This window comes from Pseudomonas macauensis, assembly GCF_047902425.1.
Lineage (GTDB): Bacteria > Pseudomonadota > Gammaproteobacteria > Pseudomonadales > Pseudomonadaceae > Pseudomonas.
In genome coordinates this window covers 4,464,978-4,489,473 of sequence record NZ_CP138377.1, presented here as the reverse complement: position 1 = coordinate 4,489,473, position 24,496 = coordinate 4,464,978, and the positions used below count along the sequence as shown (strand labels likewise).

Genomic DNA, 24,496 nt, shown 5'->3' with positions numbered 1-24,496 from the left:
GCCTTCGGCGCAGCGCGGATGACGAGGTATCCTTGCCTCGTCATCCGTCCCGTCTTCCTGCGCCATGTCCCTTGACTCCTTGTCTCTGGAAAACCGACTTCTAGCTGCGCTTGCACCCTGGCGCTGCGCGCCGGCGTGGCGCGTGGCATTGTCTGGTGGGCTTGATTCCACCGTTCTCCTGCATCTGTTGGTACAACTCGCTCGTCGCGAGCCGTTGCCGCCGATTTCTGCCATTCATGTCCATCACGGCCTGCAGGCTGTCGCCGACGCCTGGCCGGAGCACTGTCAGCGGTTTTGCGATGTGCTGGGTGTGCCGTTGCGCGTCGAATATGTGCGGGTGGACGACGGCGCCAGTCTGGAGCGGGCCGCTCGGGAGGCTCGCTATGCTGCATTCACGGCGATGCTGGGAGCAGGGGAGTGCCTGCTGACCGGGCAGCACCGTGACGACCAGGTGGAGACCGTACTGTTCCGCCTGTTCCGTGGCTCTGGTGTGCGCGGTCTGGCGGGGATGTCTGCCTGCCGTCCACTGGGAGCCGGGCTCCTGCTGCGCCCGCTGTTGGGCGTCTCCCGCGACGAGATTGAGCGCTATGCCCGCAGCCACGGTCTGGCCTGGGTGGAGGACCCCTCCAATGCCTGCGACGATTACGACCGCAATTACCTGCGCAACCAGGTGCTACCGGTTATTGCGCGCCGCTGGCCAGCGGCGAGTGAAACTATCGCCCGCAGTGCCGAACATCTGGCGGAGGCCGACGATCTGCTGGCGGAGTTGGCGCAATCCGACCTGATAGCGGCGGACCAACAGAGGCATTACCGGGGGATGCCACTACCTTCCCTGGCGATCGCGCCGCTGTCCTCCCTGAGCGAGTCGCGCCAGCGCAATGCCCTGCGCCATTGGTTCGCCTCTCTCGCGCGCTTGCCCGACAGCGCGCACTGGGCCGGCTGGCGGGATCTGCGTGATGCCCGGGCGGACGCAGAACCGGTCTGGCGCCTCGCCGACGGTGAGCTGCGCCGCGCCAATGGCCGGCTCTGGTGGCTCTCGCATGCTTGGCTGGCCTTCGCACCGCAAGCGCAGCCCTGGGTGGATGCTTCTCAATCATTGGCGCTGCCCGGAAATGGCTCGTTGCACTTCGAGGGCGAGCCGCCGCTCGGGCTGCTGGAGGTCCGTTACCGGCAGGGCGGGGAGGTCCTGGCATTACCCGGCCGTGGCCGCCGCGATCTCAAGCGCCTGCTCAACGAGGCCGGCATTCCGGCCTTTCTCCGTGGCCGCCTGCCGCTGCTCTGGCGAGCCGACGAACTGCTGGGAGTGGCGCTGTTGCCGGAGCTGCGAGCCGAGGAATGCCCGTCATGGACCCTGTGCTGGGTACCTCCGACGAATGACTCGGGTTTGAGCTGATAGCCGCTTTCCGGTAGACTACGCTCCCGTCTTATATCGCTCCTGCCGATCCCCTGTGGAATCAGCGGGAGTTCGCTATTTTCACGACGAAGTCGTGAGCCGGGTCCCAGACCCGACACCTTCGCTTCCCCGGCGGCCGAGCCGCCTAAACGCTGACATTCAGGGCTTTTCATGACGCGCTACATCTTCGTCACGGGTGGTGTTGTTTCTTCATTGGGGAAAGGCATCGCCTCGGCTTCCTTGGCTGCCATTCTGGAAGCGCGTGGCTTGAAGATCACGATGCTCAAGCTGGACCCCTATATCAACGTCGATCCGGGCACCATGAGCCCGTTCCAGCACGGTGAGGTGTTCGTCACCCACGACGGCGCTGAGACCGACCTCGACCTGGGCCACTACGAGCGTTTCGTGCGCACCACGATGACCCAGAACAACAACTTCACCACCGGCCGCGTCTACATGGACGTGCTGCGCAAGGAGCGCCGCGGCGACTACCTGGGCGCCACCGTGCAGGTGATCCCGCACATCACCGACGAGATCAAGCGTCGCATCATCAAGGGCGCCGGCGATGCCGACGTGGCCCTGGTGGAAGTCGGTGGCACCGTGGGTGACATCGAGTCGCAACCCTTCCTCGAGGCCATCCGCCAGCTGCGCGTGGAGATCGGTTCGCGCCGCGCCATGCTGATGCACCTGACGCTGGTCCCGTACATCGCCACCGCCGGCGAAACCAAGACCAAGCCGACCCAGCACTCGGTCAAGGAGCTGCGCTCCATCGGCCTGCAGCCGGACATCCTGGTCTGCCGCTCCGATCATCCGGTGGACGTGTCCTCCCGCCGCAAGATTGCCCTCTTCACCAACGTGGAAGAGCGCGCGGTCATCTCGTTGGAAGACGTCGACACCATCTACCGCATTCCGTCCGTACTGCACGCCCAGGGCGTCGATGACTTCGTCGTCGAGCGCTTCGGCCTGGAGTGCGGCCCGGCCGACCTGTCCGAGTGGGACCGCGTGGTCGACGCCAAGCTCAATCCTGAGCGTGAAGTCACCATCGCCATGGTCGGCAAGTACATGGAACTGCTCGACGCCTACAAGTCGCTGATCGAAGCCATGACCCACGCCGGCATCCAGAGCCGCACCAAGGTCAACCTGCGCTACATCGACTCCGAAGACATCGAGCAGCAGGGCACCAGCCTGCTCGAAGGCGCCGACGCCATCCTGGTTCCGGGCGGCTTCGGCCTGCGCGGCGTGGAAGGCAAGATCACCGCCGTGCAGTACGCCCGTGAGAACAAGGTTCCGTACCTGGGCATCTGCCTGGGCATGCAGGTGGCCGTCATCGAGTACGCCCGCAACGTGCTGGGCTGGACCGATGCCAACTCCACCGAGTTCGACAAGTCCAGCGGCCACCCGGTCGTCGGCCTGATCACCGAATGGCAGGACGCCACCGGCGCCACCGAAGTGCGCACCGAGGCTTCCGACCTGGGCGGCACCATGCGCCTGGGCGCCCAGGAATGCCTGCTGCAGGCCGGCACTCTGGTGCACGACTGCTACGGCAAGGACGTGATCGTCGAGCGTCACCGCCACCGTTACGAAGTGAACAACAACCTGCGTCCGCAACTGGAAGCCGCCGGCCTGAAGATTTCCGGCCGCTCCGGTGACGGCGCGCTGGTCGAAGTGGTCGAGGCTCCGGATCATCCGTGGTTCGTTGCCTGCCAGTTCCACCCGGAATTCACTTCCACCCCGCGTGATGGTCACCCGCTGTTCAGCGGCTTCGTCAACGCTGCGCTGAAGCAAGCCGGGAAGGCCTGAGCATGACCCAGAAGATCATCCGCGTCGGTGATATCCAGATCGGCAACGACCTGCCGTTCGTGCTGTTCGGCGGCATGAACGTGCTGGAGTCGCGCGACCTGGCGATGCAGGTCTGCGAAGAGTACGTGACGGTTACCCAGAAACTGGGCATCCCCTACGTATTCAAGGCCAGCTTCGACAAGGCCAACCGTTCCTCGATCACCTCGTTCCGTGGTCCAGGCATGGAAGAGGGGCTGAAGATCTTCGAAGAGATCAAGAAGACCTTCAACGTACCGGTCATCACCGATGTGCATGAGCCCTACCAGGCCGCTCCGGTGGCCGAGGTCTGCGACATCATCCAACTGCCGGCCTTCCTGTCCCGGCAGACCGACCTGGTCGTGGCCATGGCCAAGACCAACGCGGTGATCAACATCAAGAAGGCCCAGTTCCTCGCGCCGCAGGAGATGAAGCACATCCTGCGCAAGTGCGAGGAGGCGGGTAACGACCAGCTGATCCTCTGCGAGCGTGGCTCCTCCTTCGGGTACAACAACCTGGTGGTGGATATGCTCGGCTTCGGCATCATGAAGCAGTTCGAGTACCCGGTGTTCTTCGACGTGACCCACGCCCTGCAGATGCCGGGCGGTCGCGCCGATTCCGCCGGCGGCCGCCGCGCCCAGGTCACCGACCTGGCCAAGGCCGGCATGAGCCAAGGTCTGGCCGGCCTGTTCCTGGAGGCCCACCCGGACCCTGAGAACGCGAAATGCGACGGCCCGTGCGCCCTGCGCCTGAACAAGCTCGAGCCTTTCCTGTCCCAGCTCAAGCAGCTGGACGACCTGGTCAAGAGTTTCCCCACCATCGAGACCGCCTGAGTCTCACCAGCCGCCCCGTTTATCTCTATCTTCGGAGTGTTATCAAGAATGGCAAAGATCGTCGACATCAAGGGCCGTGAGGTCCTGGACTCCCGCGGCAACCCGACCGTTGAAGCGGACGTGATCCTGGACAACGGCATCGTCGGCAGCGCCTGCGCCCCGTCCGGTGCATCCACCGGTTCCCGTGAGGCTCTCGAACTGCGCGATGGCGACAAGAGCCGTTACCTGGGCAAGGGCGTGCTGAAGGCCGTGGCCAACATCAACGGCCCGATCCGCGACTTGCTGCTGGGCAAGGACGCGGCTGACCAGAAAGGTCTGGATCACGCGATGATCGATCTCGACGGCACCGAGAACAAAGGCAAGCTGGGCGCCAACGCCATCCTGGCCGTGTCCCTGGCTGCCGCCAAGGCTGCCGCTCAGGCCAAGGGCGTGCCGCTGTACGCGCACATCGCTGATCTGAACGGCACCCCGGGCCAGTACTCCATGCCGGTTCCGATGATGAACATCATCAACGGCGGCGAGCACGCCGATAACAACGTCGACATCCAGGAGTTCATGGTTCAGCCGGTTGGCGCCAAGAACTTCGCCGACGCGCTGCGCATGGGCGCCGAAATCTTCCATCACCTCAAAGCCGTGCTGAAGGCCCGTGGCCTGAACACCGCCGTGGGTGACGAAGGTGGCTTCGCGCCGAACCTGGCTTCCAACGAAGATGCCCTGGCCGCCATCGCCGAAGCCGTCGCCAACGCTGGTTACAAGCTGGGCGAAGACGTGACCCTGGCCCTGGACTGCGCCTCCTCCGAGTTCTTCAAGGACGGCCAGTATGACCTTGAAGGTGAAGGCAAGGTGTTCAGCGCTGAAGGTTTCGCCGACTACCTGGCCGGCCTGACCCAGCGCTACCCGATCATCTCCATCGAAGACGGCATGGACGAGTCCGACTGGGCTGGCTGGAAAGTCCTGACCGACAAGATCGGTGAGAAGGTGCAACTGGTCGGTGACGACCTGTTCGTGACCAACACCAAGATCCTCAAGCGCGGCATCGAAGAGAAGATCGGCAACTCGATCCTGATCAAGTTCAATCAGATCGGCTCGCTGACCGAGACCCTGGAAGCCATCCAGATGGCCAAGGCCGCCGGCTTCACCGCGGTGATCTCGCACCGTTCGGGCGAAACCGAGGACAGCACCATCGCTGACCTGGCCGTCGGCACCGCCGCTGGTCAGATCAAGACTGGCTCCCTGTGCCGCTCCGACCGCGTTTCCAAGTACAACCAGCTGCTGCGCATCGAAGAGCAACTGGGCGCCAAGGCGCCGTACCGTGGTCGCGCGGAATTCCGCGGCTGATCCTAGTCTGGTACGGTGAAGGGGTGGCAGGAGCCACCCCTTTGCATATGGAGCTGATGGTTTGAGGTTACGTAGCCCTTATTGGCTGTTCGTCGTGCTGATTCTGGCGCTGGCCGGCTTGCAGTATCGCCTGTGGGTAGGTGATGGCAGCCTGGCGCAGGTGCGCGACCTGCAAAAGCAGATCGCCGACCAGCAGGGCGAGAACGAGCGCCTGCTCGAACGTAACCGCATCCTCGAGGCCGAAGTGGCCGAGCTCAAGAAAGGCACCGAGACGGTCGAGGAACGTGCCCGCCACGAGCTCGGCATGGTCAAGGACAAGGAAACCCTCTACCAGCTCGCGCAATGACCACTCCCGCCTTCTGGGCCGTGATCCCGGCCGCTGGCATCGGTTCGCGGATGCGCGCCGACCGCCCCAAGCAATACCTCGACCTTGCCGGTCGCAGCATTCTCGAACGTACCCTCGACTGTTTCCTTGGCCATCCCCGGCTCAAGGGCCTGGTGGTGTGCCTGGCCGCTGACGATCCCTGGTGGCCGACCCTGCCCAGCGCCTCCAATGAGCTGATCCAGCGTGCTGAAGGCGGCCGCGAGCGCGCCGATTCCGTGCTCAATGGCTTGCTGCGCCTGACTGAACTCGGCGCTGCTTCCGACGATTGGGTGCTGGTGCATGACGCCGCCCGACCGAACCTGGCGCGTACCGATCTCGACCGCCTGCTGGATGAGCTGGGCAATGACGCGGTAGGTGGCCTGCTCGGCGTGCCCGCGCGGGATACTCTGAAGCGCGTCGGCGCCGACGGCCGCGTGCTCGAAACCATCGACCGTAGCGTGGTCTGGCAGGCCTACACCCCGCAGATGTTCCGCCTGGGCGCGCTGCACCGCGCGCTTGCCGACGCGCTGGTGGCCGACGCGGCCATCACCGACGAAGCCTCGGCCATGGAGTGGGCGGGCTATGCGCCGCGCATGGTGGAAGGACGGGTGGACAACATCAAGGTCACCACTCCGGAAGACCTGCAGCGCTTGCAGCGTAACTTCGCCAAGCACTGATCCCGTATCCCTGTAGGAGCGAGCTTGCTCGTGAATGCCGTTCGCGAGCAAGCTCGCTCCTACAAAGAGCCGTTCAGCCCAGCAGCGGGACCTCGATCAGGAAGCGGAACAGCGCTCCGTGCTGCTCCACCGCCAGGCAATGGTAGCCATGGCGCTGGGTGTCTTCCGGAATGCCATGCACCGACTGCGAACAGTCGGTGATCACCTCCAGCAGATCACCCGGCTTGAGCGTCTCCAGGGTTTCCAGGGTGGCGATGGCGTTGTACGGGCAGTGTTCGCCGCGCAGATCAAGCGACAGCGTCGGCGTCTTGGTTTTGGGCATTGGAGACTTTCCGTTTTCGGGTAAATCGTTGGGCGTTGAGCTGCACCAGCAGCATGCACAGGGCAAGGCCTGCGAAGGTAACCAGCAAGCCGCCACCGGGACCGAACGCCTGCAGCAGGTTGAGCTTGGGATAAGGCAGGGCGAGGCTGGTGCCCAACTGGTCCCAGAACACCGCGACCAGCGTACCGCCGATCACGTTGCCGACGCCGACCACCCAGAAGTGCACTTGGCCTTCCATCGAGCGATACATCCAGCCGGTCTCGCAGCCGCCGGCCAGCACGATGCCGATGCCGAACAGCACGCCACCGATCACGGCGTTCGGGCCCATCCAGAAGATCTTCGGCGGCAGGCCATTGTGGATCGCGGCGAAGGTGCCGACGCAGGCGGCCGCCATGCCCAGCAGGATGCCCAGCGCCGCCTGGGTGCGACCGGTGGTCCAGAGATCGCGGGCGGCGCTGGTAAAGCAGATCTGCGCGCGCTCGATCAGGCCACCGAACAACAGGCCGAACAGGCAGGCCATGCCCAGCACCAGGGAAACTTCGAAGCGCCAGGCAGCGAACAGCGCGGCGATCGCCAGCACGGCCAGTCCAAGGCGCCATTGCAGTTTGGCGCGGCGGGCCAGGGCTTCGGCGCTTGGCAGTGCCGCGGCCTTGCCGCCGACTTTCAGCGGAATGCGCAGGAAAGGCAGCAGGCTGATCTTCACCCCGAACCAGGCGCCGATCACGGTGGAGAACATGAAGGCCCAGGCGTGCACCGAGAACATCGGAATGCCGGTGAAGAAGGCCGCCAGGTTGCAGCCCATCGCCAGGCGCGCGCCAAAGCCGGCGATCACCCCGCCGATCAGACCCTGCAGCAGGCGCCGCTTGCTGGTCGGCCAGCGCAGGCTGACGTTGCCGGCCCAGAGCGCGCAGACCAGAGCGCCGAGGAACATGCCGATGATCATCACGCCATCGATGCGATCCAGCGGCGTACCCTGCAGGCCGATGATCTTGAAGTAGCTCCACTCCTGTGGCTGGAGTCCGAACCAGGACAGTACATGGCCGCCCCAGCGGGTGAACTCGCCGGTGACGGCCCAGAAGGTGCCGGTCATGGCGAAGTAATAGGCGGACGCGACGCCGAGGGCGATCAGCGTCGGCAGTGGCGACCAGAAGCGCAGGAGATAGCGCTCACGGAAGGAAGAAAGGGCTGACATCTCGTCGTCCTTGAACCGAAGGGTGGAAAACCGCCCATTCTAGCCAAGGCGACTGTTCGGTGCTTGCGTCAGGGCAACGGGGACGGCTGCAGGTGCTGCAAACCGTCCTTCAGATGATCCACCAGTTGCCGGACCTTGGGCGACAGGTGCCGCTGCTGTGGATAAAGTGCCCAGACTCCGGTATTCGGCGGCTGGTGTGCTTCCAGCAGGGACAGCAGGCGGCCGCTGCGCAGATGTTCCAGTACGTAGTAGTCCGGCAGCTGGCACAGGCCGAAGCCGCGCAGCACCGCATCGAGCACCGCCTGGCCGCTGTTGCAGCGCCAGTTGCCCTGCACCCGGTGCTGGGTTTCCCGGCCATCCTCGAGGAAGCTCCACTGGTCGCTGCTGCCCACCAGACAATTGTGCTGCGCCAGTTCCGCGACGCTCTGCGGCGAGCCGTGGCGCGCCAGGTATTCCGGGGTGGCGCACAGGTACATCACCCTCGGCGCCAGGCGGGTCGCCACCAGCCGCGAGTCGCTCAGGCGTCCCAGGCGAATCGCCAGGTCGAAACCTTCGTGCAGCAGGTCGAGCTGGCGGTTGGACAGCTCGATCTCCACCCGCAGTTGCGGAAACTGCGCCATGAACTCGTTCACCAGCGGCACCACGAAGCGTTCGCCATAGGCCACCGCGCAGGTCATGCGCAGCAGGCCCTTGGGCTCGGCGGAGAGGTCGCTGACCGCGCGCAGCGCTTCCTCGCGGGCATCCTGCAAACGGCGGCAATGTTGCAGGAAGGTCTGCCCGGCCTCGCTCAGGGTGACCTTGCGGGTATTGCGGTAGAGCAGGCGGGTCTGCAGGCGTTCTTCCAGTCGCGCCACCTGACGGCTGACATGGGACGACGACACGCCCAGGCGTTCGGCGGCGGCGGTGAATTGGCCGGTTTCGGCGACGGCGACGAATTCGTCCAGTCCTTCCCAGCGGTGCATCTGGATTATCCCTGTATGGCAATAATGTTTTGATTATTGCCTGATTATTCCCTGAAACGGGGTTTTCTACACTTCTAAGGCTTTGGGGCGCGCTTTTCGCCAACTGCCCCGGACAATCTCCGACGTGGCACTGCCTCGTCGCCGGTTTCCTCGGCCCCGCTGCCGAACCCCGCCCGCGCTGCTGCGGGCGTTGTCGTTTTCCTTCGTTCAGGAGTTTCCAGATGATCAAGTCCCGTGCCGCCGTCGCCTTCGCTCCCAACCAGCCGTTGGAAATCGTCGAAGTCGATGTGGCGCCGCCGAAGAAAGGCGAAGTGCTGGTACGCATCGTCGCCACCGGTGTCTGCCATACCGACGCCTACACCCTGTCCGGTCAGGATTCCGAGGGTGTGTTCCCTTGCATCCTCGGCCACGAAGGCGGTGGCATCGTCGAGGCGGTGGGTGAGGGGGTGACCTCGCTGAAGGTCGGTGACCATGTGATCCCGCTGTACACCGCTGAATGTCGCGAGTGCAAATTCTGCAAATCCGGCAAGACCAACCTCTGCCAGGCCGTGCGCGCCACCCAGGGCAAGGGCCTGATGCCCGACGGCACCAGCCGCTTCTCCTACAAGGGCGAGCCGATCTATCACTACATGGGCTGCTCGACTTTCTCCGAGTACACCGTGCTGCCGGAAATCTCCCTGGCCAAGATCCCCGAGGAAGCGCCGCTGGAGAAGGTCTGCCTGCTCGGCTGCGGCGTCACCACCGGCATCGGCGCGGTGCTGAACACCGCCAAGGTGGAAGAGGGCGCCACCGTCGCCATCTTCGGTCTGGGCGGCATCGGCCTGGCGGCGATCATCGGCGCGAAGATGGCCAAGGCCTCGCGCATCATTGCCGTCGACATCAACCCGGCCAAGTTCGACATCGCCAAGCAACTGGGCGCCACCGACTTCGTCAATCCGAAGGATCACCAGAAGCCGATCCAGGACGTCATCGTCGAAATGACCGACGGCGGCGTGGACTACTCCTTCGAGTGCGTCGGCAACGTGCAACTGATGCGTGCGGCGCTGGAGTGCTGCCACAAGGGCTGGGGCGAATCCACCATCATCGGCGTGGCCGGTGCCGGCCAGGAAATCAGCACCCGTCCGTTCCAGCTGGTCACCGGCCGCGTGTGGCGTGGTTCCGCCTTCGGTGGCGTGAAGGGCCGCACCGAGCTGCCGAGCTACGTGGAGAAGGCGCAGAAGGGCGAAATCCCGCTGGATACCTTCATCACCCACACCATGGGTCTGGAGAAGATCAACGAGGCCTTCGACCTGATGCATGAAGGCAAGAGCATCCGCTCCGTCATCCATTACTGATCGAGTGGCCGGGGCTTCGCGGCCCCGGCCTCACGGAAAAGGAGGACTCCATGACGGATTCCATCGAACTGATCAGCAGCCAGAAGAGCTTTGGCGGCTGGCATCAGCGCTACCGCCACCGCTCCGAAACCCTCGGCTGCGACATGGTCTTCGCGGTTTACCTGCCGCCTCAGGCCGAACCCGAGGCGGGGCTGCCGGTGCTTTACTGGCTGTCCGGGCTGACCTGCACCGACGAGAACTTCATGCAGAAGGCTGGCGCCCAGCGCATGGCCGCTGAGCTGGGCCTGGTGATCGTAGCGCCGGATACCAGCCCGCGTGGCCCCGAAGTGCCGGGTGACCCAGATGGCGCCTGGGACTTCGGCCTGGGTGCCGGCTTCTACGTCAACGCTACCCAGGAACCCTGGGCGCGTCACTACCGCATGCACGACTATGTGGTGCAGGAGTTGCCTGCGCTGGTCGAGGCCAATTTCCCGGTTTCCCAGCGGCGCGGTATCACCGGTCACTCCATGGGTGGCCACGGCGCGTTGATCTGCGCCCTGCGCAATCCGGGCCGTTATCTGTCGCTATCGGCCTTCGCGCCTATTACCCACCCGAGCGATTGCCCCTGGGGGCAGAAGGCGCTGGGCCGTTACCTCGGCGAAGACCCGGCCGCATGGCGCGAGTGGGATGCGGTGGAACTGCTGGCGGGCGCCAGCGAGCGCTTGCCGATCCTGGTGGACCAGGGCGACCGGGACGACTTCCTCGCCGTCCAGCTCAAGCCCGAAGCCTTGCGCGATGCGGCGGCGGCCGTGGGGCACCCGCTGGAGCTGCGTCTGCAGCCGGGGTACGACCACAGCTACTACTTCATTGCGAGCTTCATCGAAGATCACCTGCGCCACCACGCTGCGGTGCTCTGTGGCTGACACCCTGACGCCAGCGATCCGGTAGAATCGACGCCCTGACTCCAACAGGGCGTTTTTTCATGCGAATCGGACATGGCTACGACGTGCATCGCTTTGGCGAGGGCGACTTCATCACCCTCGGCGGCGTGCGCATTCCCCACAAGTTCGGGCTGATCGCCCATTCCGACGGTGACGTGCTGCTGCATGCCCTTTCCGATGCGCTGCTGGGCGCCTGCGCACTGGGCGATATCGGCAAGCATTTCCCCGACACCGACCCGCAGTTCAAGGGCGCTGACAGCCGCGTGTTGCTGCGCCACGTGCTGTCGCTGGTGGAAGCCAAGGGCTGGAAGGTGGAAAACGTCGACACCACCATCATTGCCCAGGCGCCGAAGATGGCACCGCACATCCAGGCCATGCGCGAGACCATCGCCGCGGACCTGAAGGTCGAGCTCGACCAGGTCAACGTCAAGGCGACCACTACCGAGAAACTAGGCTTCACCGGCCGTGAAGAGGGCATCGCGGTACACGCTGTCGCCCTGCTGAGCCGCGCATGACCGAACTGGAGCTGCTGGGGCCGCGTGCCCACGGGGAGCCTTGCGGGCATGGTGTATTGAAGGCCGTGGCCGAGGACTTCCAGGTCGACGAAGTGCTGGACATTCCGCTGGCGGGTGACGGCGAACACCTGTGGCTGTGGGTGGAAAAACGCGGCCTGAACACCGAAGAGGCGGCGCGTCGCCTGGCTCGCGCCGCCGGCGTGCCGGTGAAGATGATCAGCTACGCCGGCCTCAAGGATCGCCAGGCACTGACCCGCCAGTGGTTCAGCCTGCACCTGCCGGGCAAGGCCGATCCGGATCTGTCCGCCGCTGAAGACGACAGCCTGCGCATCCTTGAGCGCAACCGCCATCGCCGCAAGCTGCAGCGAGGCGCGCATTCGGCCAACGGTTTCACCCTGCGCCTCACCGAGCTGCAGGCCGACCGGGAGCAGTTGGAGGTGCGCCTTAAGGCCATCGCGGCCATCGGCGTACCCAACTACTTCGGCACCCAACGCTTCGGCCATGACGGCGGCAACGTCTTCGATGCCCGAAGCTTCGCCGAGCGCGGCAAGCTGCCCGAGCAGCGCAACATGCGTTCGCGCCTGCTCTCGGCGGCGCGCAGCTACCTGTTCAACCAGGTGCTGGCCCAACGCGTGGCCGATGGCACCTGGAACCAGGCGCAGGTCGGCGACCTGCTCGCCTTCACCGACAGCCGCAGCTTCTTCCCGGCCGGCGAGGCGGAATGTGCCGATCCTCGGCTGGCAGTGCTGGACCTGCACCCCACCGGGCCGATGTGGGGCGAGGGCGAATCCCCGGCGTCCGGCGTGCCCGGTGACATCGAGCGCAGCGTACAGCAAGCGGATATGGCGCTTTGCCAGTGGCTTGCCGGTGCGGACCTGGCGCACGAACGGCGCATTCTGCGCCTCCCCATCCCGAGCTTGGCATGGCATTATCCCGCCCCTGACATTCTGCAACTGGAATTCGTCCTGCCGGCTGGCTGCTTCGCCACCGTGGTCGTGCGCGAGCTGATCGAACTCGTGCCGGCAGGGCAGACGGAAAGCCCATGCGCATATTGATTGCCAACGACGACGGGGTCACTGCACCCGGTATCGCCGCGCTTTACGACGCGCTGTCCGATCATGCCGACTGCGTCGTGATCGCCCCGGAAGCCGATCGTAGCGGCGCAAGCAGCTCGCTTACGCTGGACCGGCCGCTGCATCCCCATCGCCTCGGCAATGGCTTCATCAGCCTCAACGGTACGCCGACCGACTGCGTGCACCTGGGCCTGAACGGTCTGCTGGACGAGCTGCCGGACATGGTCGTGTCGGGCATCAACCTCGGCGCCAACCTGGGGGACGACGTGCTTTATTCCGGCACCGTGGCGGCTGCCCTGGAAGGACGCTTCCTGTCCCGCCCGGCGTTCGCCTTTTCACTGTGCTCGCGCCTGACGGACAACCTGCCCACCGCGATGCACTTCGCACGTCTGCTGGTTGAGTCCCATGAGCAGCTCGCCCTGCCGCCGCGTACCGTGCTCAACGTGAACATCCCCAACCTCCCGCTCGATCGCATCAAGGGCATCCAGCTGACTCGCCTGGGTCACCGTGCCCGCGCTGCCGCTCCGGTCAAGGTGGTCAACCCGCGCGGCAAGGAAGGCTACTGGATCGCCGCTGCCGGCGACGCCGAGGACGGTGGAGAGGGCACGGATTTCCATGCGGTGATGCAAGGCTATGTGTCCATCACGCCGCTGCAGATGGACCGGACCTTCCGCGAGGCGTTCAATATCCTTGGCGATTGGATCGGAGGGCTCGACCATGGCCAATGAATTGTCCCGCCGAGGTATTGGCATGACCTCCCAGCGTACGCGCGAGCGGCTGATCCAGCGCTTGTACGAGGAAGGTCTGTCCAACGCCCATGTGCTTGAAGTGATTCGCCGCACGCCGCGCCACCTGTTCGTCGACGAGGCGCTGGCGCATCGCGCTTATGAAGACACCGCGCTGCCCATCGGGCACAACCAGACCATCTCGCAGCCCTTCATGGTGGCGCGGATGACCGAGCTGCTGCTGGCGGCAGGTCCCCTGGACAAGGTGCTGGAGATCGGAACTGGCTCCGGATACCAGACAGCCGTGCTGTCACAGTTGGTCGAGCGGGTGTTCTCTGTCGAGCGCATCCAGGCGCTGCAGGATCGCGCGAAAGAGCGACTTGCGGAGCTAAACCTGCGAAATGTTGTCTTTCGTTGGGGCGATGGCTGGGAAGGGTGGTCTGCCCTTGCTCCCTACAATGGCATCATCGTCACCGCGGCAGCGGCTGAAGTCCCGCAGGCTCTGCTGGACCAGCTGGCGCCCGGCGGCCGACTGGTGATTCCGGTGGGCGGTGGCGAGGTCCAGCAACTGTTGCTGATCGTCCGCACCGAGGATGGCTTCCAGCGCCAGGTGCTGGACTCCGTACGCTTCGTTCCGCTGCTCAACGGCCCGCTGGGCTGAAACAAGCCAAGCGGCAGCGGATACACTATCGGCCAACAGGCTGCACGTAATTCATGGATAAGGGGGATGGGTGAGCTTGACAGCGACCCTGCGACAACGGAACTGGATCAAGGGCCTGGGCCACGCTGTGCTGGCCATTGCCGTTTGCTCTCTGCTGGCGGCCTGTTCTACCTCATCACGTAGCGGCACCACCGTCGTCGACGGCGGCGCCTCTGCGCGCAAGCCGGCGGTGACCAGCGGGCAGTACGTGGTGCGTCGCGGTGACACCCTGTATTCCATTGCCTTCCGCTACGGCTGGGACTGGAAAGCCCTGGCCGCACGCAACAATATTGACGCGCCTTATACCATCCGCCCCGGACAATCGATCCGCTTCGATGGTGGGCCGGCGTCGGTACAACCGTCTGTCGCCAAAAATACTGCGCCCGTCGCTCCGGTGGTTGTCAATAAATCGACTCCTACGGCATCCAGCGCCAGTAAACCGACCTCCTCGACCGTTGCGCCTTCGTCGCAGGCCAGCGCGGGCGCTGCAACTCCCGCTCCGTCGGGCGGTGGTGTGAGCGGTTGGATATGGCCGACTAATGGCACTCTGATTGGGCGTTTTGCATCAAACGGCAGTTTGAATAAAGGGATTGATATAGCCGGACAATTGGGCCAGCCTGTCTTGGCTGCGTCCAATGGCACGGTTGTGTACGCCGGTAGTGGTTTGCGGGGCTACGGCGAACTCGTGATCATCAAGCACAGCGATACCTACGTAAGCGCCTACGGTCACAACCGCAGGTTGCTGGTGCGGGAAGGGCAACAGGTCAAAGTCGGGCAGAACATTGCCGAGATGGGCTCCACAGGGACTGACCGGGTGAAGCTGCACTTTGAGATTCGCCGCCAGGGTAAGCCTGTAGATCCTCTGCAATACCTGCCAAGTCGTTGACGTTTGCTGTTCCCCTGCGTGGGTGAGCGGGCCCTGGTGTCCTAAGGATAAGGACGCACCTGGGCTTGTTGTCGAACTCAGCAAGGGATAACGACATGGCACTTAAAAAAGAAGGGCCGGAGTTTGACGTCGATGATGAAGTGCTCCTTCTGGAGCCCGGCATCATTTTTGAAGAGTCGCTTGCCGAAGAGCAGGTATCGCTTCAAGTCACTCCCAAAGCCTCAGCACTCTCCTCTCTCAAGCAACACAAGCACATCGACTACACGCGGGCGCTCGACGCTACGCAGCTGTATCTGAATGAAATCGGCTTTTCGCCGCTGCTGACCCCGGAAGAAGAAGTCCACTTTGCGCGTCTGGCGCAGAGGGGCGATCCGGCCGGCCGGCGGAGAATGATCGAGAGTAACCTGCGTCTGGTGGTGAAAATCGCGCGGCGCTACGTCAATCGCGGACTCTCGCTGCTCGATCCGATCGAAGAGGGCAACCTCGGGCTGATCCGGGCTGTGGAAAAGTTCGATCCGGAGCGTGGCTTCCGCTTTTCCACCTATGCGACCTGGTGGATTCGACAGACCATCGAACGGGCCATCATGAACCAGACCCGCACCATTCGCCTGCCGATCCATGTGGTCAAGGAACTCAACGTCTACCTGCGGGCGGCTCGCGAGCTGACCCAGAAGCTGGACCACGAGCCTTCTCCCGAGGAAATCGCCAACCTGCTCGAGAAGCCGGTGGACGAGGTCAAGCGCATGCTCGGCCTCAACGAGCGAGTGACCTCCGTGGACGTCTCGCTGGGCCCGGATTCCGACAAGACGCTGCTCGACACGCTCACGGACGATCGGCCGACCGATCCCTGCGAGCTGCTGCAGGATGATGATCTCAGCGAGAGCATCGACCTGTGGTTGTCGGAGCTGACCGACAAGCAGCGGGAGGTGGTGATTCGCCGCTTCGGCCTGCGCGGGCATGAAAGCAGCACGCTGGAAGAGGTTGGGCAGGAAATCGGCCTGACCCGCGAGCGGGTTCGCCAGATCCAGGTCGAGGCACTCAAGCGCCTGCGCGAGATCCTCGAGAAGAATGGTCTCTCCAGTGACGCCTTGTTCCAGTAGCGCCTTGCTTCAGTAACAACGGTCGACCTCGAAAAAGCCCGGATAATTCCGGGCTTTTTTATGCGCCGCGATGTAAGCATTCGCTTACACGGCGTGTGAGCGTTCAGCTTGAAATACTGCTCGCCCAAGCTTCATTGTTTTTTATCTTATTGTTTTATAAAGAATTTATTGCTCTACGTCAGCGTGAGAGGAGGGTGCGTGGGGCAGAATGCCTCAGTTGCTGCGATGCGGGAGCCGAGTAATATCACTCCTGCGTACACGGAAAGGCGCAGGCCGGTAAGGATGCCGGTCAGGACATCGCAGGATGGCGATTCATCAGGATGATGAATTAGGGAAGAAAGAGTGGGCGGGTTATCCCGCCCCTTTTTTTGCCCGCAGAAAAGTGCCGCAGCAGAAATGAAAAGGCCCGCGCGAGGCGGGCCTTTCTTGTTCCAGCGATGGAGATCAGCGCTCCAGGTGCTGCAACTTGTTCGGCTTGCCGTCCCACTCTTCAGCGTCCGGCAGCGAATCCTTCTTCTCGGTAATGTTCGGCCAGACGTCGGCCAGATCCTTGTTCAGCTCGATGAATTCCTGCATGCCATCCGGGACTTCGTCCTCGGAGAAGATCGCCTGGGCCGGGCACTCCGGTTCGCACAGGGCGCAGTCGATGCACTCATCCGGGTGAATGACCAGGAAGTTCGGGCCTTCGTAGAAGCAGTCGACCGGGCAGACTTCCACGCAGTCGGTGTATTTGCACTTGATGCAGTTGTCGGTGACGACGAAGGTCATTTTCTAATTCTCTCCTCAGGCGGGCGGCTAAGCGCGCGCGATTCTAACAGCTTGTTTCACGGTCCGTCAGACTCGCATCTTCCATGCATATAACAATTCGAGAGCTTGACGCGGTGTCAGGTCGTCGGGGCTGACGCGCATCAGCTCTTCAACAACTGGGTGCGGCAGGCTGGCGAACAGGTCGCTTTGCAACGGTGCGGGGCTTTTCGGGTCGTTCGAGCGCGGGGCTTCGTGGGGCAGGCTGGTGGTTTCCAGGCGGGCCAGATGTTCGCGGGCGCGCTGAATTACCGCACCCGGCACGCCGGCCAATTGGGCTACCGCCAGGCCATAACTCTGGCTGGCCGGGCCGGGCAGCACGTGGTGCAGGAAGACGATGCGCTCGTTGTGCTCGGTGGCGTTGAGGTGCACGTTGGCCACCGCCGGCTCGCTTTCCGGCAGCACGGTCAGCTCGAAATAGTGCGTGGCAAACAGCGTGAAGGCGCGCAGCTTGGCCAGATGCTCGGCGGCGGACCAGGCCAGCGACAGGCCGTCGAAGGTGCTGGTGCCACGGCCTACCTCGTCCATCAGCACCAGGCTGCGGTCGGTCGCGTTGTGCAGGATGTTGGCGGTTTCGCTCATCTCCACCATGAAGGTGGAGCGGCCGCCGGCGAGGTCGTCGGAAGAACCGATACGGGTGAAGATGCGGTCCACCAAAGACAGTTCGCAACGGGCCGCCGGGACGAAGCTACCAATGTGCGCCAGCAGCACGATCAGCGCCGTTTGCCGCATATAGGTCGATTTACCGCCCATGTTCGGGCCGGTAATCACCAGCATGCGGGTATCCTGGTCGAGGTTCAGGTCGTTGGCGACGAATGGTGTATCCAGCACCTGCTCGACTACCGGGTGGCGACCCTGCTCGATCAGGATGCCCGACTCTTCGACGAAGCGCGGGCGGTTCAGGTCGAGGTTCAGGGCGCGTTCGGCGAGGTTCGACAGCACATCCAGTTCGGCCAGGGCGGCGGCAGTGTCCTGCAGCGGTGCCAGTTGGGCGATCAGCAGTTCCAGCAGCTCTTCATACAGCTGCTTTTCGCGGGCCAGGGCGCGGCTCTGGGCGGACAGCGCCTTGTCTTCGAAAGCCTTCAGCTCCGGAGTGATGAAACGCTCGGCGCCTTTCAGCGTCTGCCGACGGATGTAGTCAGCGGGCGCCTGTTCGGCCTGCACGCGGGGCAACTCGATGTAATAGCCGTGGATACGGTTGTAGCCGACCTTCAGGTTCGGCAGGCCGGTGCGGGCCTTTTCCCGGGTTTCCAGGTCCATCAGGTACTGGCCGGCGTTCTCGCTGAGCATCTGCAGCTCGTCCAGCTCGGCGTCGTAGCCACGGGCGATCACGCCGCCGTCGCGGATCACTGCCGGCGGATTCTCGATCACGGCGCGGGCCAGCAGATCGGCCAGCTCCGGATAGGTGCGGATGCTGCCGGCCAGTTGGCCCAGGTGCGGTGCTTCCAGTTCGGTCATGCCGTTCTGCAGCTCGGGCAGGGCGGCGAGGGCGTCGCGCAGGCGGGCCAGGTCGCGCGGGCGGGCGTTGCGCAGGCCGATACGGGCCAGGATGCGCTCGACGTCGCCGATTTCCTTCAGCTGTGGCTGGAGGATTTCGAAGCGATAGCGCTCCAGCAGGCAGGCAATGGACTCCTGGCGAGCTTCGAGGACAGCGCGGTCACGTAGCGGGCGGTTCAGCCAGCGGGTCAGCAGACGGCTGCCCATGGCGGTCTGGCAACGGTCGACCACCGATTGCAGGGTGTTGTCGCGGCCACCGGCAAGGTTGGTGTCCAGCTCCAGGTTGCGGCGGCTGGCGCCGTCGAGGATGACGGTATCGTCGATGCGCTCATGGCGCAGGCTGCGCAGGTGCGGCAGGGCGGTGCGCTGGGTTTCCTTGGCGTAGGCCAGCAGGCAGCCGGCGGCGCCGATGGCCAGGGTCAGTTCCTGGCAGCCGAAGCCCTTGAGGTCCTGCACGCCGAACTGCTGGCACAGGCTCTTGTGCGCGGAGTCGCGGTCGAAATCCCAGGGCGCGCGGCGGCGCGAGCCACGGCGTTTCTCCGCCGGCAGGCCCTGGGGCCAGTCGTCGGGGATCAGCAGTTCGGCGGGGTTCATGCGTTCCAGTTCCGCCAGCAGGGTTTCCCAGCCCTTTATTTCCTGGACGTTGAAACGGCCGCTGGTGATGTCCAGCACGGCAAGGCCGAACAGGCGCTCGTCACCCAGCACGGCGGCGATCAGGTTGTCGCGGCGCTCGTCCAGCAGGGCTTCATCGCTGACGGTGCCGGGAGTGAGGATACGCACGACCTGGCGTTCCACCGGGCCCTTGCTGGTCGCCGGGTCGCCGATCTGCTCGCAGATCACCACCGATTCGCCCAGCTTCACCAGCTTGGCCAGGTAGCCTTCGGCGGAGTGGAATGGGATGCCCGCCATGGGGATGGCATTGCCGGCTGACTGGCCGCGAGCTGTCAGGGTGATGTCCAGCAGCTTGGCGGCCTTCTTGGCGTCCTCGTAGAACAGCTCGTAGAAGTCGCCCATGCGGTAGAACATCAGTTGGTCCGGGTGCTGATTCTTCAGCCTCCAGTACTGTTGCATCATGGGAGTGTGAGCTGAGAGGTCGCTTTGACTCATGGCTTCTGGCTGTCCGGCTTCAACATGCAAAAGCGCCTAGTGTACGGTATCCGCCTGGCCTTCTTTAACCCCGGAGCGCACCGTGCCTCTCACCGATTCCTCGATCACCGAACTCTCTGCGCAACTGGGCGCGCGACTCGCTGCCAACAAGCTGCGAGTCACCACCGCCGAATCCTGCACCGGCGGTGGGATTGCCGAGGCGATCACGCGCATTCCTGGTAGCTCGGCCTGGTTCGAGGCGGGCTACGTCACCTATTCCAATGAGCAGAAAACCCGCCAGCTGGATGTACCGGCCGAGCTGTTCCCGAAGGTTGGCGCTGTCAGTCGTGAAGTGGTGGAGGCCATGGTGGCCGGTGCTTTGCCGCGCAGCGGTGCGGATATCGCCGTGGCGGTCAGCGGCGTTGCTGGTCCGGACGGCGGCTCTGCCGAGAAACCGGTAGGCACTGTCTGGCTGGCCTGGAGGAAAGGTGAACAGGTGTTCAGCGAACGCCGTCTGTATGCCGGTGATCGGGAGGCGGTGCGGCGGCAGACCGTGGCGACCGCTCTGGCTGGGCTGTTGCGACTGGCGGACGGGGAAAATCCGCTCCAGGGGTAGGCGAGCGGCTTGCCCTGTGGAATAATACTGGCTACTTATACAGTTGTTCGTGGCCGTCCGGCCCCCTGACTTCGCGAGGACATCAATGGACGAGAACAAGAAGCGCGCCCTGGCCGCGGCCCTGGGACAGATCGAACGCCAATTCGGCAAAGGCGCGGTCATGCGCATGGGCGACCATGAGCGTCAGGCTATCCCCGCTATCTCCACCGGCTCGCTGGGCCTGGACATCGCGCTGGGCATCGGCGGCCTGCCGAAGGGTCGTATCGTCGAGATCTACGGTCCGGAATCCTCGGGTAAGACCACCCTGACCCTGTCCGTCATCGCCCAGGCCCAGAAGGCCGGCGCCACCTGCGCCTTCGTCGACGCCGAACACGCGCTGGACCCGGACTACGCCGGCAAGCTGGGCGTCAACGTCGACGACCTGCTGGTTTCCCAACCGGACACCGGCGAACAGGCCCTGGAAATCACCGACATGCTGGTGCGCTCCAACGCCGTTGACGTGATCATCGTCGACTCCGTGGCGGCCCTGGTACCCAAGGCTGAAATCGAAGGCGAGATGGGCGATCAGCACGTCGGCCTGCAGGCGCGCCTGATGTCCCAGGCCCTGCGTAAGATCACCGGCAACATCAAGAACGCCAACTGCCTGGTCATCTTCATCAACCAGATCCGTATGAAGATCGGCGTGATGTTCGGTAACCCGGAAACCACCACCGGCGGTAACGCGCTGAAGTTCTACTCCTCCGTTCGCCTGGACATCCGCCGTACCGGCGCGGTGAAGGAAGGCGACGAGGTGGTTGGCAGTGAAACCCGCGTCAAGGTCGTGAAGAACAAGGTGGCTCCGCCCTTCCGTCAGGCCGAGTTCCAGATCATGTACGGCCGCGGTATCTACCGTACCGGCGAGATCATCGACCTGGGCGTGCAGCTGGGCCTGATCGAGAAGTCCGGCGCCTGGTACAGCTACCAGGGCAACAAGATCGGCCAGGGCAAGGCCAATGCCGCCAAGTTCCTGGAAGACAACACCGAGATCTGCAACACCCTCGACAAAGCTATTCGCGAGCAACTGCTGACCAACCAGCCGGCGCCGACCAAGGCCGAACTCGCAGCGGCGGAAGCCGAAGCGGAAGCTGAAGCCGACTACTGATCGCCATGGCCGTCGAGCTCGATAACCCCGTCGCGGTGCGGCGGGTCGCCATGGACCTGCTGGCGCGACGCGAGCATGGCCGGGCGGAGCTCTCGCGCAAGCTGCGGCAACGCGGTGCTGCGCAGGAACTGATCGACCCTGCCCTCGACCGTCTGGCCGAGGAGGGGTTGCTCAATGAAAGCCGCTATCTGGAAAGCTACATCGCCAGTCGAGCGCGGGCAGGATACGGCCCGGTGCGAATTCGCGAGGAGCTGTCGCAACGCGGCTTGCCCCGTGGCGAAATCGACAGTGCCCTGAGCGAGTCTGACGTCGACTGGAGTGAAAACCTGCGTGAGGTCTGGCGTCGCAAGTTCGCCCGACTGCCGCAGGATGCCCGCGAGCGGGCCCAGCAGGGGCGGTTCCTGAGCTATCGGGGATACCCGATGGAAGCCATCAGCCGGCTCCTGAGTGGCCGGCGATCGGACGATTGAGCTTCATGATTGAAAACAAGGCACCCGCGAGGGTGCCTTGTTCGTTTCGGGGCCGTGATTTCCTATTGATCAGCGCGCCCAGTTTTCCGGCTGGTTGATGAAGTTCAGCAGCTCGCGCAGCCGGCCCTGATCCCGGCCATTGAAGGCGAAGGCCAGGCGGGTGAGGTGGGAGAACTCCGGTTCATCCAGTTCCGATTCGCTGTAGGGCTGCTGGTGGAAGCCGTCGGTCACGCAGAGGCTGCCGAACTCCTGCTCCAGCAGTTCCAGCGCGCGGGTGCTCAGCGGATGGTTCAGACGGATCACGAAGCGGTCCTTGAGCCAGCGGCTGGAGTGGAAGTTGCTGTAGAAGTGGGCAATCTCCTCCGCCGCTTCTTCGGCCGAGTGCACCAGCTTCATCAGGTTCATGTCGCTGGGCAGGATGTAGCCATTGTCCTCGAGTTGCTCCTTGATGAACTCCAGGGCGTGATCCCAGTAATGCCCACCGGGCTGGTCAAGCAGCACCACGGGTACCAGCGGGCTCTTGCCGGTCTGGATCAGGGTCAGCACTTCCAGTGCCTCGTCCAAGGTACCGAAGCCGCCGGGACAGAGCACCAGGGCGTCCGCCTCCTTGACGAAGAACAGCTTGCGCAGGAAGAAGAAGTGGAACGACAGCAGGTTGCTGGTGCCGTCCACGGTGCGGTTGGCGTGCTGCTCGAAGGGCAGGGTGATGTTGAAGCCGAGGCTGTTTTCCAGACCTGCGCCTTCGTGGGCCGCGGCCATGATTCCGCCGCCGGCTCCGGTGATGACCATCAGGTCATAGCGGGCCAGGGTTTCGCCCAGCTCGCGGGCCAGGGCGTAGACGGGGTGGTCGACCGGCGTGCGGGCCGAGCCGAATACCGTGACTTTGCGGCGACGCTTGAACTGCTCCAGGGTGCTGAAGGCATGCTCCATCTCGCGCAGGGTCTGCATCATGATCTTGGCGTCCCAGCGGTTGCGGTCGGCCTGGGCCATGCGGGCTACGGTGGTGAGCATCTCGCGGTAGAGCGGCAGGTTCTGGCTGTTGCCGGGTGCGGCCAGTTCGGCCAGTTCCTCGATCTTCTGGGCAAGCTCCGTGCCGCTGGTCTGGAAGTGTCTGGAGAGGTAATCGTCGGGCTCATAGGGCATGTTGATACTCCTTGTTCATCAACCCCTGTTGGCCTGTCCATGCGCCGCGGCCTGTCACGCAAGGTGTTGCCGGGACGGAAAGTGCGTGCGTCATGCACAGGTCTAACGCAGGAGGCCTGTGCAGTCTGACACGCTGGGTGTGACAGTCCGTGAGACCTCCACTTCAGATCGCTATCCGGTCCCCCGGTTCCGGAATGTTTGCGTTCCAGTTCAGGCGTTCGTGGAGCGCTTTCTGCAGCGCATCCATTTTTTCTCGTTCGCCATGTATCAGGTATAGCTCGGGTTTGTGCTCGAAGTGGCCAACCCACTGAATTAATTGCGATTGTCCCGCGTGGGCGGAGAATCCGCCGAGAGTGTGGATCTGTGCTTTCACGCCGATGCGCTGGCGCAGAATGCGAACGGTTTCGGCGCCGTCGACGATGGCGCGACCCAGTGTGCCCTTGGCCTGGAAGCCGGGGAAGACGATATGGCACTCCTCGCGCCAGAGGTTGTGCTTGAGGTGGTGGACGATCCGGCCGCCGGTGCACATGCCGCTGCCGGCGATGATGATCGCGCCGCTCTGGATGCGGTTCAGCGCCATGGACTCCTCGGCGCTCTGGGTCGTGCGCAGGATCGGCAGCCACTCGCCCACCTTCGCCGTGCCGGTACCGCGCATGTACTCGCGGTCTACGTCGGCGATTTCACCGATGTGCTGCAGGTAGATGCGGTTGGCCTGGGCGGCCATCGGGCTGTCGAGGTAGACCACCTGCTGCGGCAGGCGGCCTTCCTGGTAGAAGCGGCCGAGGTAGTAGATCAGGTCCTGGGTGCGGCCGACGGCGAAGGACGGGATCAGTACGTTGCCGCCGTCGCGTTGGGCCTGGGCCAGGATGCCGGCCAGCTCCAGTAGCGTTTCGTTCGCGTCGCGGTGGTCGCGGTCGCCGTAGGTGGACTCCAGCAGCACCACGTCGGCGCGGGTCAGCGGCGTCGGCGTGCGCATCAGCGGCGAGCAGGTGCTGCCCAGGTCGCCGGAGAACACCAGACGGCGTGTCATGCCGAATTCGTTGATCTCGATCTCGACGATGGCCGAGCCGAGGATGTGGCCGGCGTTGTGGAAGGTGACGCGAATGCCTCGCGCCACATCCACCGTGCTGCCATAGCTGACGGGCCGGCGCTGGTCCAGTGCGCGGGAGGTGTCTTCCAGGGTGTACAGCGGCTTCACCGGCGGCCGATTGAGGCGCGCGCGCCACTTGTTCTCCCACTCGGCATCCTTTTCCTGGATGTGCGCCGAGTCCATCAGCATCAGCTCCAGCAGGTCGCAGCAGGATTCGGTGGCGTAGATCGGCCCCTTGTAGCCTTCCTTCGCCAGGCGCGGCAGCAGGCCGCTGTGGTCGAGATGGGCGTGGGACAGCACCACTGCGTCGATTGCCTTGGGATCGAACGGGAAGGGCGTTCGGTTGCTGGCCTCGTTGTCGCGGGTGCCTTTGCTCGGGCTGCGACCCTGGCGCATGCCGCACTCGAGCAGCACGCGTACGCCGTCGTGGGTTTCCAGCAGGTAGCAGGAACCGGTGACTTCCTGGATCGCACCGATGAAGGTGAGTAACGCCATATCGC

Annotated in this window: 24 protein-coding genes; 17 read left to right on the top strand and 7 right to left on the bottom strand. The window is 64.1% G+C overall.

The window, feature by feature from the left end; genetic code table 11:
* Nucleotides 1-64 precede the first annotated feature (64 nt).
* From tilS to ispD, 6 genes are all read left to right on the top strand, one after another.
* Nucleotides 65-1,393, top strand: coding sequence for a tRNA lysidine(34) synthetase TilS (tilS, locus tag SD196_RS20525; protein ID WP_370599895.1), 1,329 nt, complete (start codon nt 65-67; stop codon nt 1,391-1,393).
* Between the two features lie 171 nt (nt 1,394-1,564).
* Nucleotides 1,565-3,193, top strand: coding sequence for a CTP synthase (locus tag SD196_RS20520; RefSeq protein ID WP_275608224.1), 1,629 nt, complete (start codon nt 1,565-1,567; stop codon nt 3,191-3,193).
* A gap of 2 nt (nt 3,194-3,195) precedes the next feature.
* Nucleotides 3,196-4,041 (top strand): 3-deoxy-8-phosphooctulonate synthase, encoded by an 846-nt coding sequence (gene kdsA / locus SD196_RS20515; RefSeq protein ID WP_275608223.1) that lies wholly within the window; start codon nt 3,196-3,198, stop codon nt 4,039-4,041.
* A gap of 48 nt (nt 4,042-4,089) precedes the next feature.
* Nucleotides 4,090-5,379 (top strand): phosphopyruvate hydratase, encoded by a 1,290-nt coding sequence (eno, locus tag SD196_RS20510; RefSeq protein WP_275608222.1) that lies wholly within the window; start codon nt 4,090-4,092, stop codon nt 5,377-5,379.
* Between the two features lie 61 nt (nt 5,380-5,440).
* Nucleotides 5,441-5,725: a cell division protein FtsB gene (ftsB, locus tag SD196_RS20505; RefSeq protein WP_017521200.1), complete on the top strand. Its 285-nt coding sequence runs from the start codon at nt 5,441-5,443 to the stop codon at nt 5,723-5,725.
* Complete coding sequence (gene ispD, locus SD196_RS20500) at nt 5,722-6,420, top strand: 2-C-methyl-D-erythritol 4-phosphate cytidylyltransferase (RefSeq protein WP_275608221.1); 699 nt, start codon at nt 5,722-5,724, stop codon at nt 6,418-6,420. Before ftsB ends, ispD begins: the two co-directional genes overlap by 4 nt.
* A gap of 73 nt (nt 6,421-6,493) precedes the next feature.
* Here ispD and yedF read toward each other — a convergent pair whose 3' ends face one another.
* From yedF to SD196_RS20485, 3 genes are all read right to left on the bottom strand, one after another.
* Nucleotides 6,494-6,742 carry a sulfurtransferase-like selenium metabolism protein YedF gene (gene yedF, locus SD196_RS20495; protein ID WP_275608220.1) on the bottom strand — a complete coding sequence of 83 codons (249 nt, stop codon included), beginning with the start codon at nt 6,740-6,742 and terminating at the stop codon, nt 6,494-6,496.
* Nucleotides 6,708-7,934, bottom strand: a complete 1,227-nt coding sequence (gene yedE / locus SD196_RS20490; RefSeq protein ID WP_275608219.1) for a selenium metabolism membrane protein YedE/FdhT — start codon at nt 7,932-7,934, stop codon at nt 6,708-6,710. The genes yedF and yedE overlap by 35 nt, the downstream gene beginning before the upstream one ends.
* A 68-nt stretch (nt 7,935-8,002) precedes the next feature.
* Nucleotides 8,003-8,896, bottom strand: coding sequence for a LysR substrate-binding domain-containing protein (locus SD196_RS20485; RefSeq protein WP_275608218.1), 894 nt, complete (start codon nt 8,894-8,896; stop codon nt 8,003-8,005).
* Between the two features lie 221 nt (nt 8,897-9,117).
* Between SD196_RS20485 and SD196_RS20480 the strand changes: the two genes are divergently transcribed.
* The 8 genes from SD196_RS20480 to rpoS all read left to right on the top strand — a co-directional run bounded on the left by SD196_RS20480 (nt 9,118) and on the right by rpoS (nt 16,149).
* A complete protein-coding gene (locus tag SD196_RS20480; protein WP_275608217.1) occupies nt 9,118-10,230 on the top strand; it encodes an S-(hydroxymethyl)glutathione dehydrogenase/class III alcohol dehydrogenase in 1,113 nt (370 codons plus the stop codon).
* A gap of 50 nt (nt 10,231-10,280) precedes the next feature.
* Entirely contained in the window at nt 10,281-11,132 is an 852-nt protein-coding gene (gene fghA, locus SD196_RS20475; RefSeq protein WP_275608216.1) for an S-formylglutathione hydrolase, read from the top strand.
* Nucleotides 11,133-11,191: 59 nt separating this feature from the next.
* Entirely contained in the window at nt 11,192-11,665 is a 474-nt protein-coding gene (gene ispF, locus SD196_RS20470; protein WP_017521207.1) for a 2-C-methyl-D-erythritol 2,4-cyclodiphosphate synthase, read from the top strand.
* Nucleotides 11,662-12,720: a tRNA pseudouridine(13) synthase TruD gene (gene truD, locus SD196_RS20465; RefSeq protein WP_275608215.1), complete on the top strand. Its 1,059-nt coding sequence runs from the start codon at nt 11,662-11,664 to the stop codon at nt 12,718-12,720. The genes ispF and truD overlap by 4 nt, the downstream gene beginning before the upstream one ends.
* Nucleotides 12,708-13,466 (top strand): 5'/3'-nucleotidase SurE, encoded by a 759-nt coding sequence (gene surE / locus SD196_RS20460; protein WP_275608214.1) that lies wholly within the window; start codon nt 12,708-12,710, stop codon nt 13,464-13,466. The genes truD and surE overlap by 13 nt, the downstream gene beginning before the upstream one ends.
* A gap of 22 nt (nt 13,467-13,488) precedes the next feature.
* Nucleotides 13,489-14,124, top strand: coding sequence for a protein-L-isoaspartate(D-aspartate) O-methyltransferase (locus tag SD196_RS20455; RefSeq protein ID WP_152224982.1), 636 nt, complete (start codon nt 13,489-13,491; stop codon nt 14,122-14,124).
* Nucleotides 14,125-14,194: 70 nt separating this feature from the next.
* The gene (locus SD196_RS20450) at nt 14,195-15,049 is read left to right on the top strand and encodes a peptidoglycan DD-metalloendopeptidase family protein (protein ID WP_416310609.1); all 855 of its coding nucleotides are present in this window, start codon (nt 14,195-14,197) and stop codon (nt 15,047-15,049) included.
* A gap of 95 nt (nt 15,050-15,144) precedes the next feature.
* Nucleotides 15,145-16,149: an RNA polymerase sigma factor RpoS gene (gene rpoS, locus SD196_RS20445; RefSeq protein WP_416310608.1), complete on the top strand. Its 1,005-nt coding sequence runs from the start codon at nt 15,145-15,147 to the stop codon at nt 16,147-16,149.
* A 444-nt stretch (nt 16,150-16,593) separates the two neighbouring features.
* Here the strand turns inward: rpoS and fdxA are convergent, their stop codons facing one another.
* Complete coding sequence (gene fdxA / locus SD196_RS20440; protein ID WP_207885413.1) at nt 16,594-16,917, bottom strand: ferredoxin FdxA; 324 nt, start codon at nt 16,915-16,917, stop codon at nt 16,594-16,596.
* 66 nt (nt 16,918-16,983) lie between these two features.
* On the bottom strand, nt 16,984-19,557 hold the full coding sequence (mutS, locus tag SD196_RS20435) for a DNA mismatch repair protein MutS (protein WP_416310607.1): 2,574 nt from the start codon (nt 19,555-19,557) through the stop codon (nt 16,984-16,986).
* An 82-nt stretch (nt 19,558-19,639) separates the two neighbouring features.
* Here mutS and SD196_RS20430 point away from each other — a divergent pair, with 82 nt between their 5' ends.
* The 3 genes from SD196_RS20430 to recX all read left to right on the top strand — a co-directional run bounded on the left by SD196_RS20430 (nt 19,640) and on the right by recX (nt 21,763).
* The gene (locus tag SD196_RS20430; protein WP_331316909.1) at nt 19,640-20,152 is read left to right on the top strand and encodes a CinA family protein; all 513 of its coding nucleotides are present in this window, start codon (nt 19,640-19,642) and stop codon (nt 20,150-20,152) included.
* Nucleotides 20,153-20,237: 85 nt separating this feature from the next.
* Entirely contained in the window at nt 20,238-21,293 is a 1,056-nt protein-coding gene (gene recA, locus SD196_RS20425) for a recombinase RecA (RefSeq protein WP_152224972.1), read from the top strand.
* 5 nt (nt 21,294-21,298) lie between these two features.
* Nucleotides 21,299-21,763 carry a recombination regulator RecX gene (gene recX, locus SD196_RS20420; RefSeq protein WP_275608210.1) on the top strand — a complete coding sequence of 155 codons (465 nt, stop codon included), beginning with the start codon at nt 21,299-21,301 and terminating at the stop codon, nt 21,761-21,763.
* 69 nt (nt 21,764-21,832) lie between these two features.
* On the opposite strand, the gene SD196_RS20415 is transcribed toward recX, so the two are convergent.
* Both SD196_RS20415 and SD196_RS20410 read right to left on the bottom strand, forming a co-directional pair.
* Nucleotides 21,833-22,906 carry an LOG family protein gene (locus SD196_RS20415; RefSeq protein ID WP_275608209.1) on the bottom strand — a complete coding sequence of 358 codons (1,074 nt, stop codon included), beginning with the start codon at nt 22,904-22,906 and terminating at the stop codon, nt 21,833-21,835.
* A gap of 163 nt (nt 22,907-23,069) precedes the next feature.
* A complete protein-coding gene (locus SD196_RS20410; protein ID WP_275608208.1) occupies nt 23,070-24,491 on the bottom strand; it encodes an MBL fold metallo-hydrolase RNA specificity domain-containing protein in 1,422 nt (473 codons plus the stop codon).
* Nucleotides 24,492-24,496: the final 5 nt, after the last annotated feature.

Excerpts from the sequence above, each read along its gene's own strand:
- kdsA (WP_275608223.1), top strand. The coding sequence starts at position 3,196 with ATGACCCAGAAGATCATCCGCGTCGGTGATATCCAGATCGGCAACGAC.
- SD196_RS20520 (WP_275608224.1), top strand. The coding sequence starts at position 1,565 with ATGACGCGCTACATCTTCGTCACGGGTGGTGTTGTTTCTTCATTGGGG.
- fdxA (WP_207885413.1), bottom strand. The coding sequence starts at position 16,917 with ATGACCTTCGTCGTCACCGACAACTGCATCAAGTGCAAATACACCGAC.
- fghA (WP_275608216.1), top strand. The coding sequence starts at position 10,281 with ATGACGGATTCCATCGAACTGATCAGCAGCCAGAAGAGCTTTGGCGGC.
- rpoS (WP_416310608.1), top strand. The coding sequence starts at position 15,145 with ATGGCACTTAAAAAAGAAGGGCCGGAGTTTGACGTCGATGATGAAGTG.
- truD (WP_275608215.1), top strand. The coding sequence starts at position 11,662 with ATGACCGAACTGGAGCTGCTGGGGCCGCGTGCCCACGGGGAGCCTTGC.
- SD196_RS20455 (WP_152224982.1), top strand. The coding sequence starts at position 13,489 with ATGACCTCCCAGCGTACGCGCGAGCGGCTGATCCAGCGCTTGTACGAG.
- surE (WP_275608214.1), top strand. The coding sequence starts at position 12,708 with ATGCGCATATTGATTGCCAACGACGACGGGGTCACTGCACCCGGTATC.
- SD196_RS20480 (WP_275608217.1), top strand. The coding sequence starts at position 9,118 with ATGATCAAGTCCCGTGCCGCCGTCGCCTTCGCTCCCAACCAGCCGTTG.
- recX (WP_275608210.1), top strand. The coding sequence starts at position 21,299 with ATGGCCGTCGAGCTCGATAACCCCGTCGCGGTGCGGCGGGTCGCCATG.
- ispF (WP_017521207.1), top strand. The coding sequence starts at position 11,192 with ATGCGAATCGGACATGGCTACGACGTGCATCGCTTTGGCGAGGGCGAC.
- tilS (WP_370599895.1), top strand. The coding sequence starts at position 65 with ATGTCCCTTGACTCCTTGTCTCTGGAAAACCGACTTCTAGCTGCGCTT.
- SD196_RS20485 (WP_275608218.1), bottom strand. The coding sequence starts at position 8,896 with ATGCACCGCTGGGAAGGACTGGACGAATTCGTCGCCGTCGCCGAAACC.
- eno (WP_275608222.1), top strand. The coding sequence starts at position 4,090 with ATGGCAAAGATCGTCGACATCAAGGGCCGTGAGGTCCTGGACTCCCGC.
- ispD (WP_275608221.1), top strand. The coding sequence starts at position 5,722 with ATGACCACTCCCGCCTTCTGGGCCGTGATCCCGGCCGCTGGCATCGGT.
- mutS (WP_416310607.1), bottom strand. The coding sequence starts at position 19,557 with ATGAGTCAAAGCGACCTCTCAGCTCACACTCCCATGATGCAACAGTAC.
- yedF (WP_275608220.1), bottom strand. The coding sequence starts at position 6,742 with ATGCCCAAAACCAAGACGCCGACGCTGTCGCTTGATCTGCGCGGCGAA.
- SD196_RS20415 (WP_275608209.1), bottom strand. The coding sequence starts at position 22,906 with ATGCCCTATGAGCCCGACGATTACCTCTCCAGACACTTCCAGACCAGC.
- recA (WP_152224972.1), top strand. The coding sequence starts at position 20,238 with ATGGACGAGAACAAGAAGCGCGCCCTGGCCGCGGCCCTGGGACAGATC.
- yedE (WP_275608219.1), bottom strand. The coding sequence starts at position 7,934 with ATGTCAGCCCTTTCTTCCTTCCGTGAGCGCTATCTCCTGCGCTTCTGG.
- SD196_RS20410 (WP_275608208.1), bottom strand. The coding sequence starts at position 24,491 with ATGGCGTTACTCACCTTCATCGGTGCGATCCAGGAAGTCACCGGTTCC.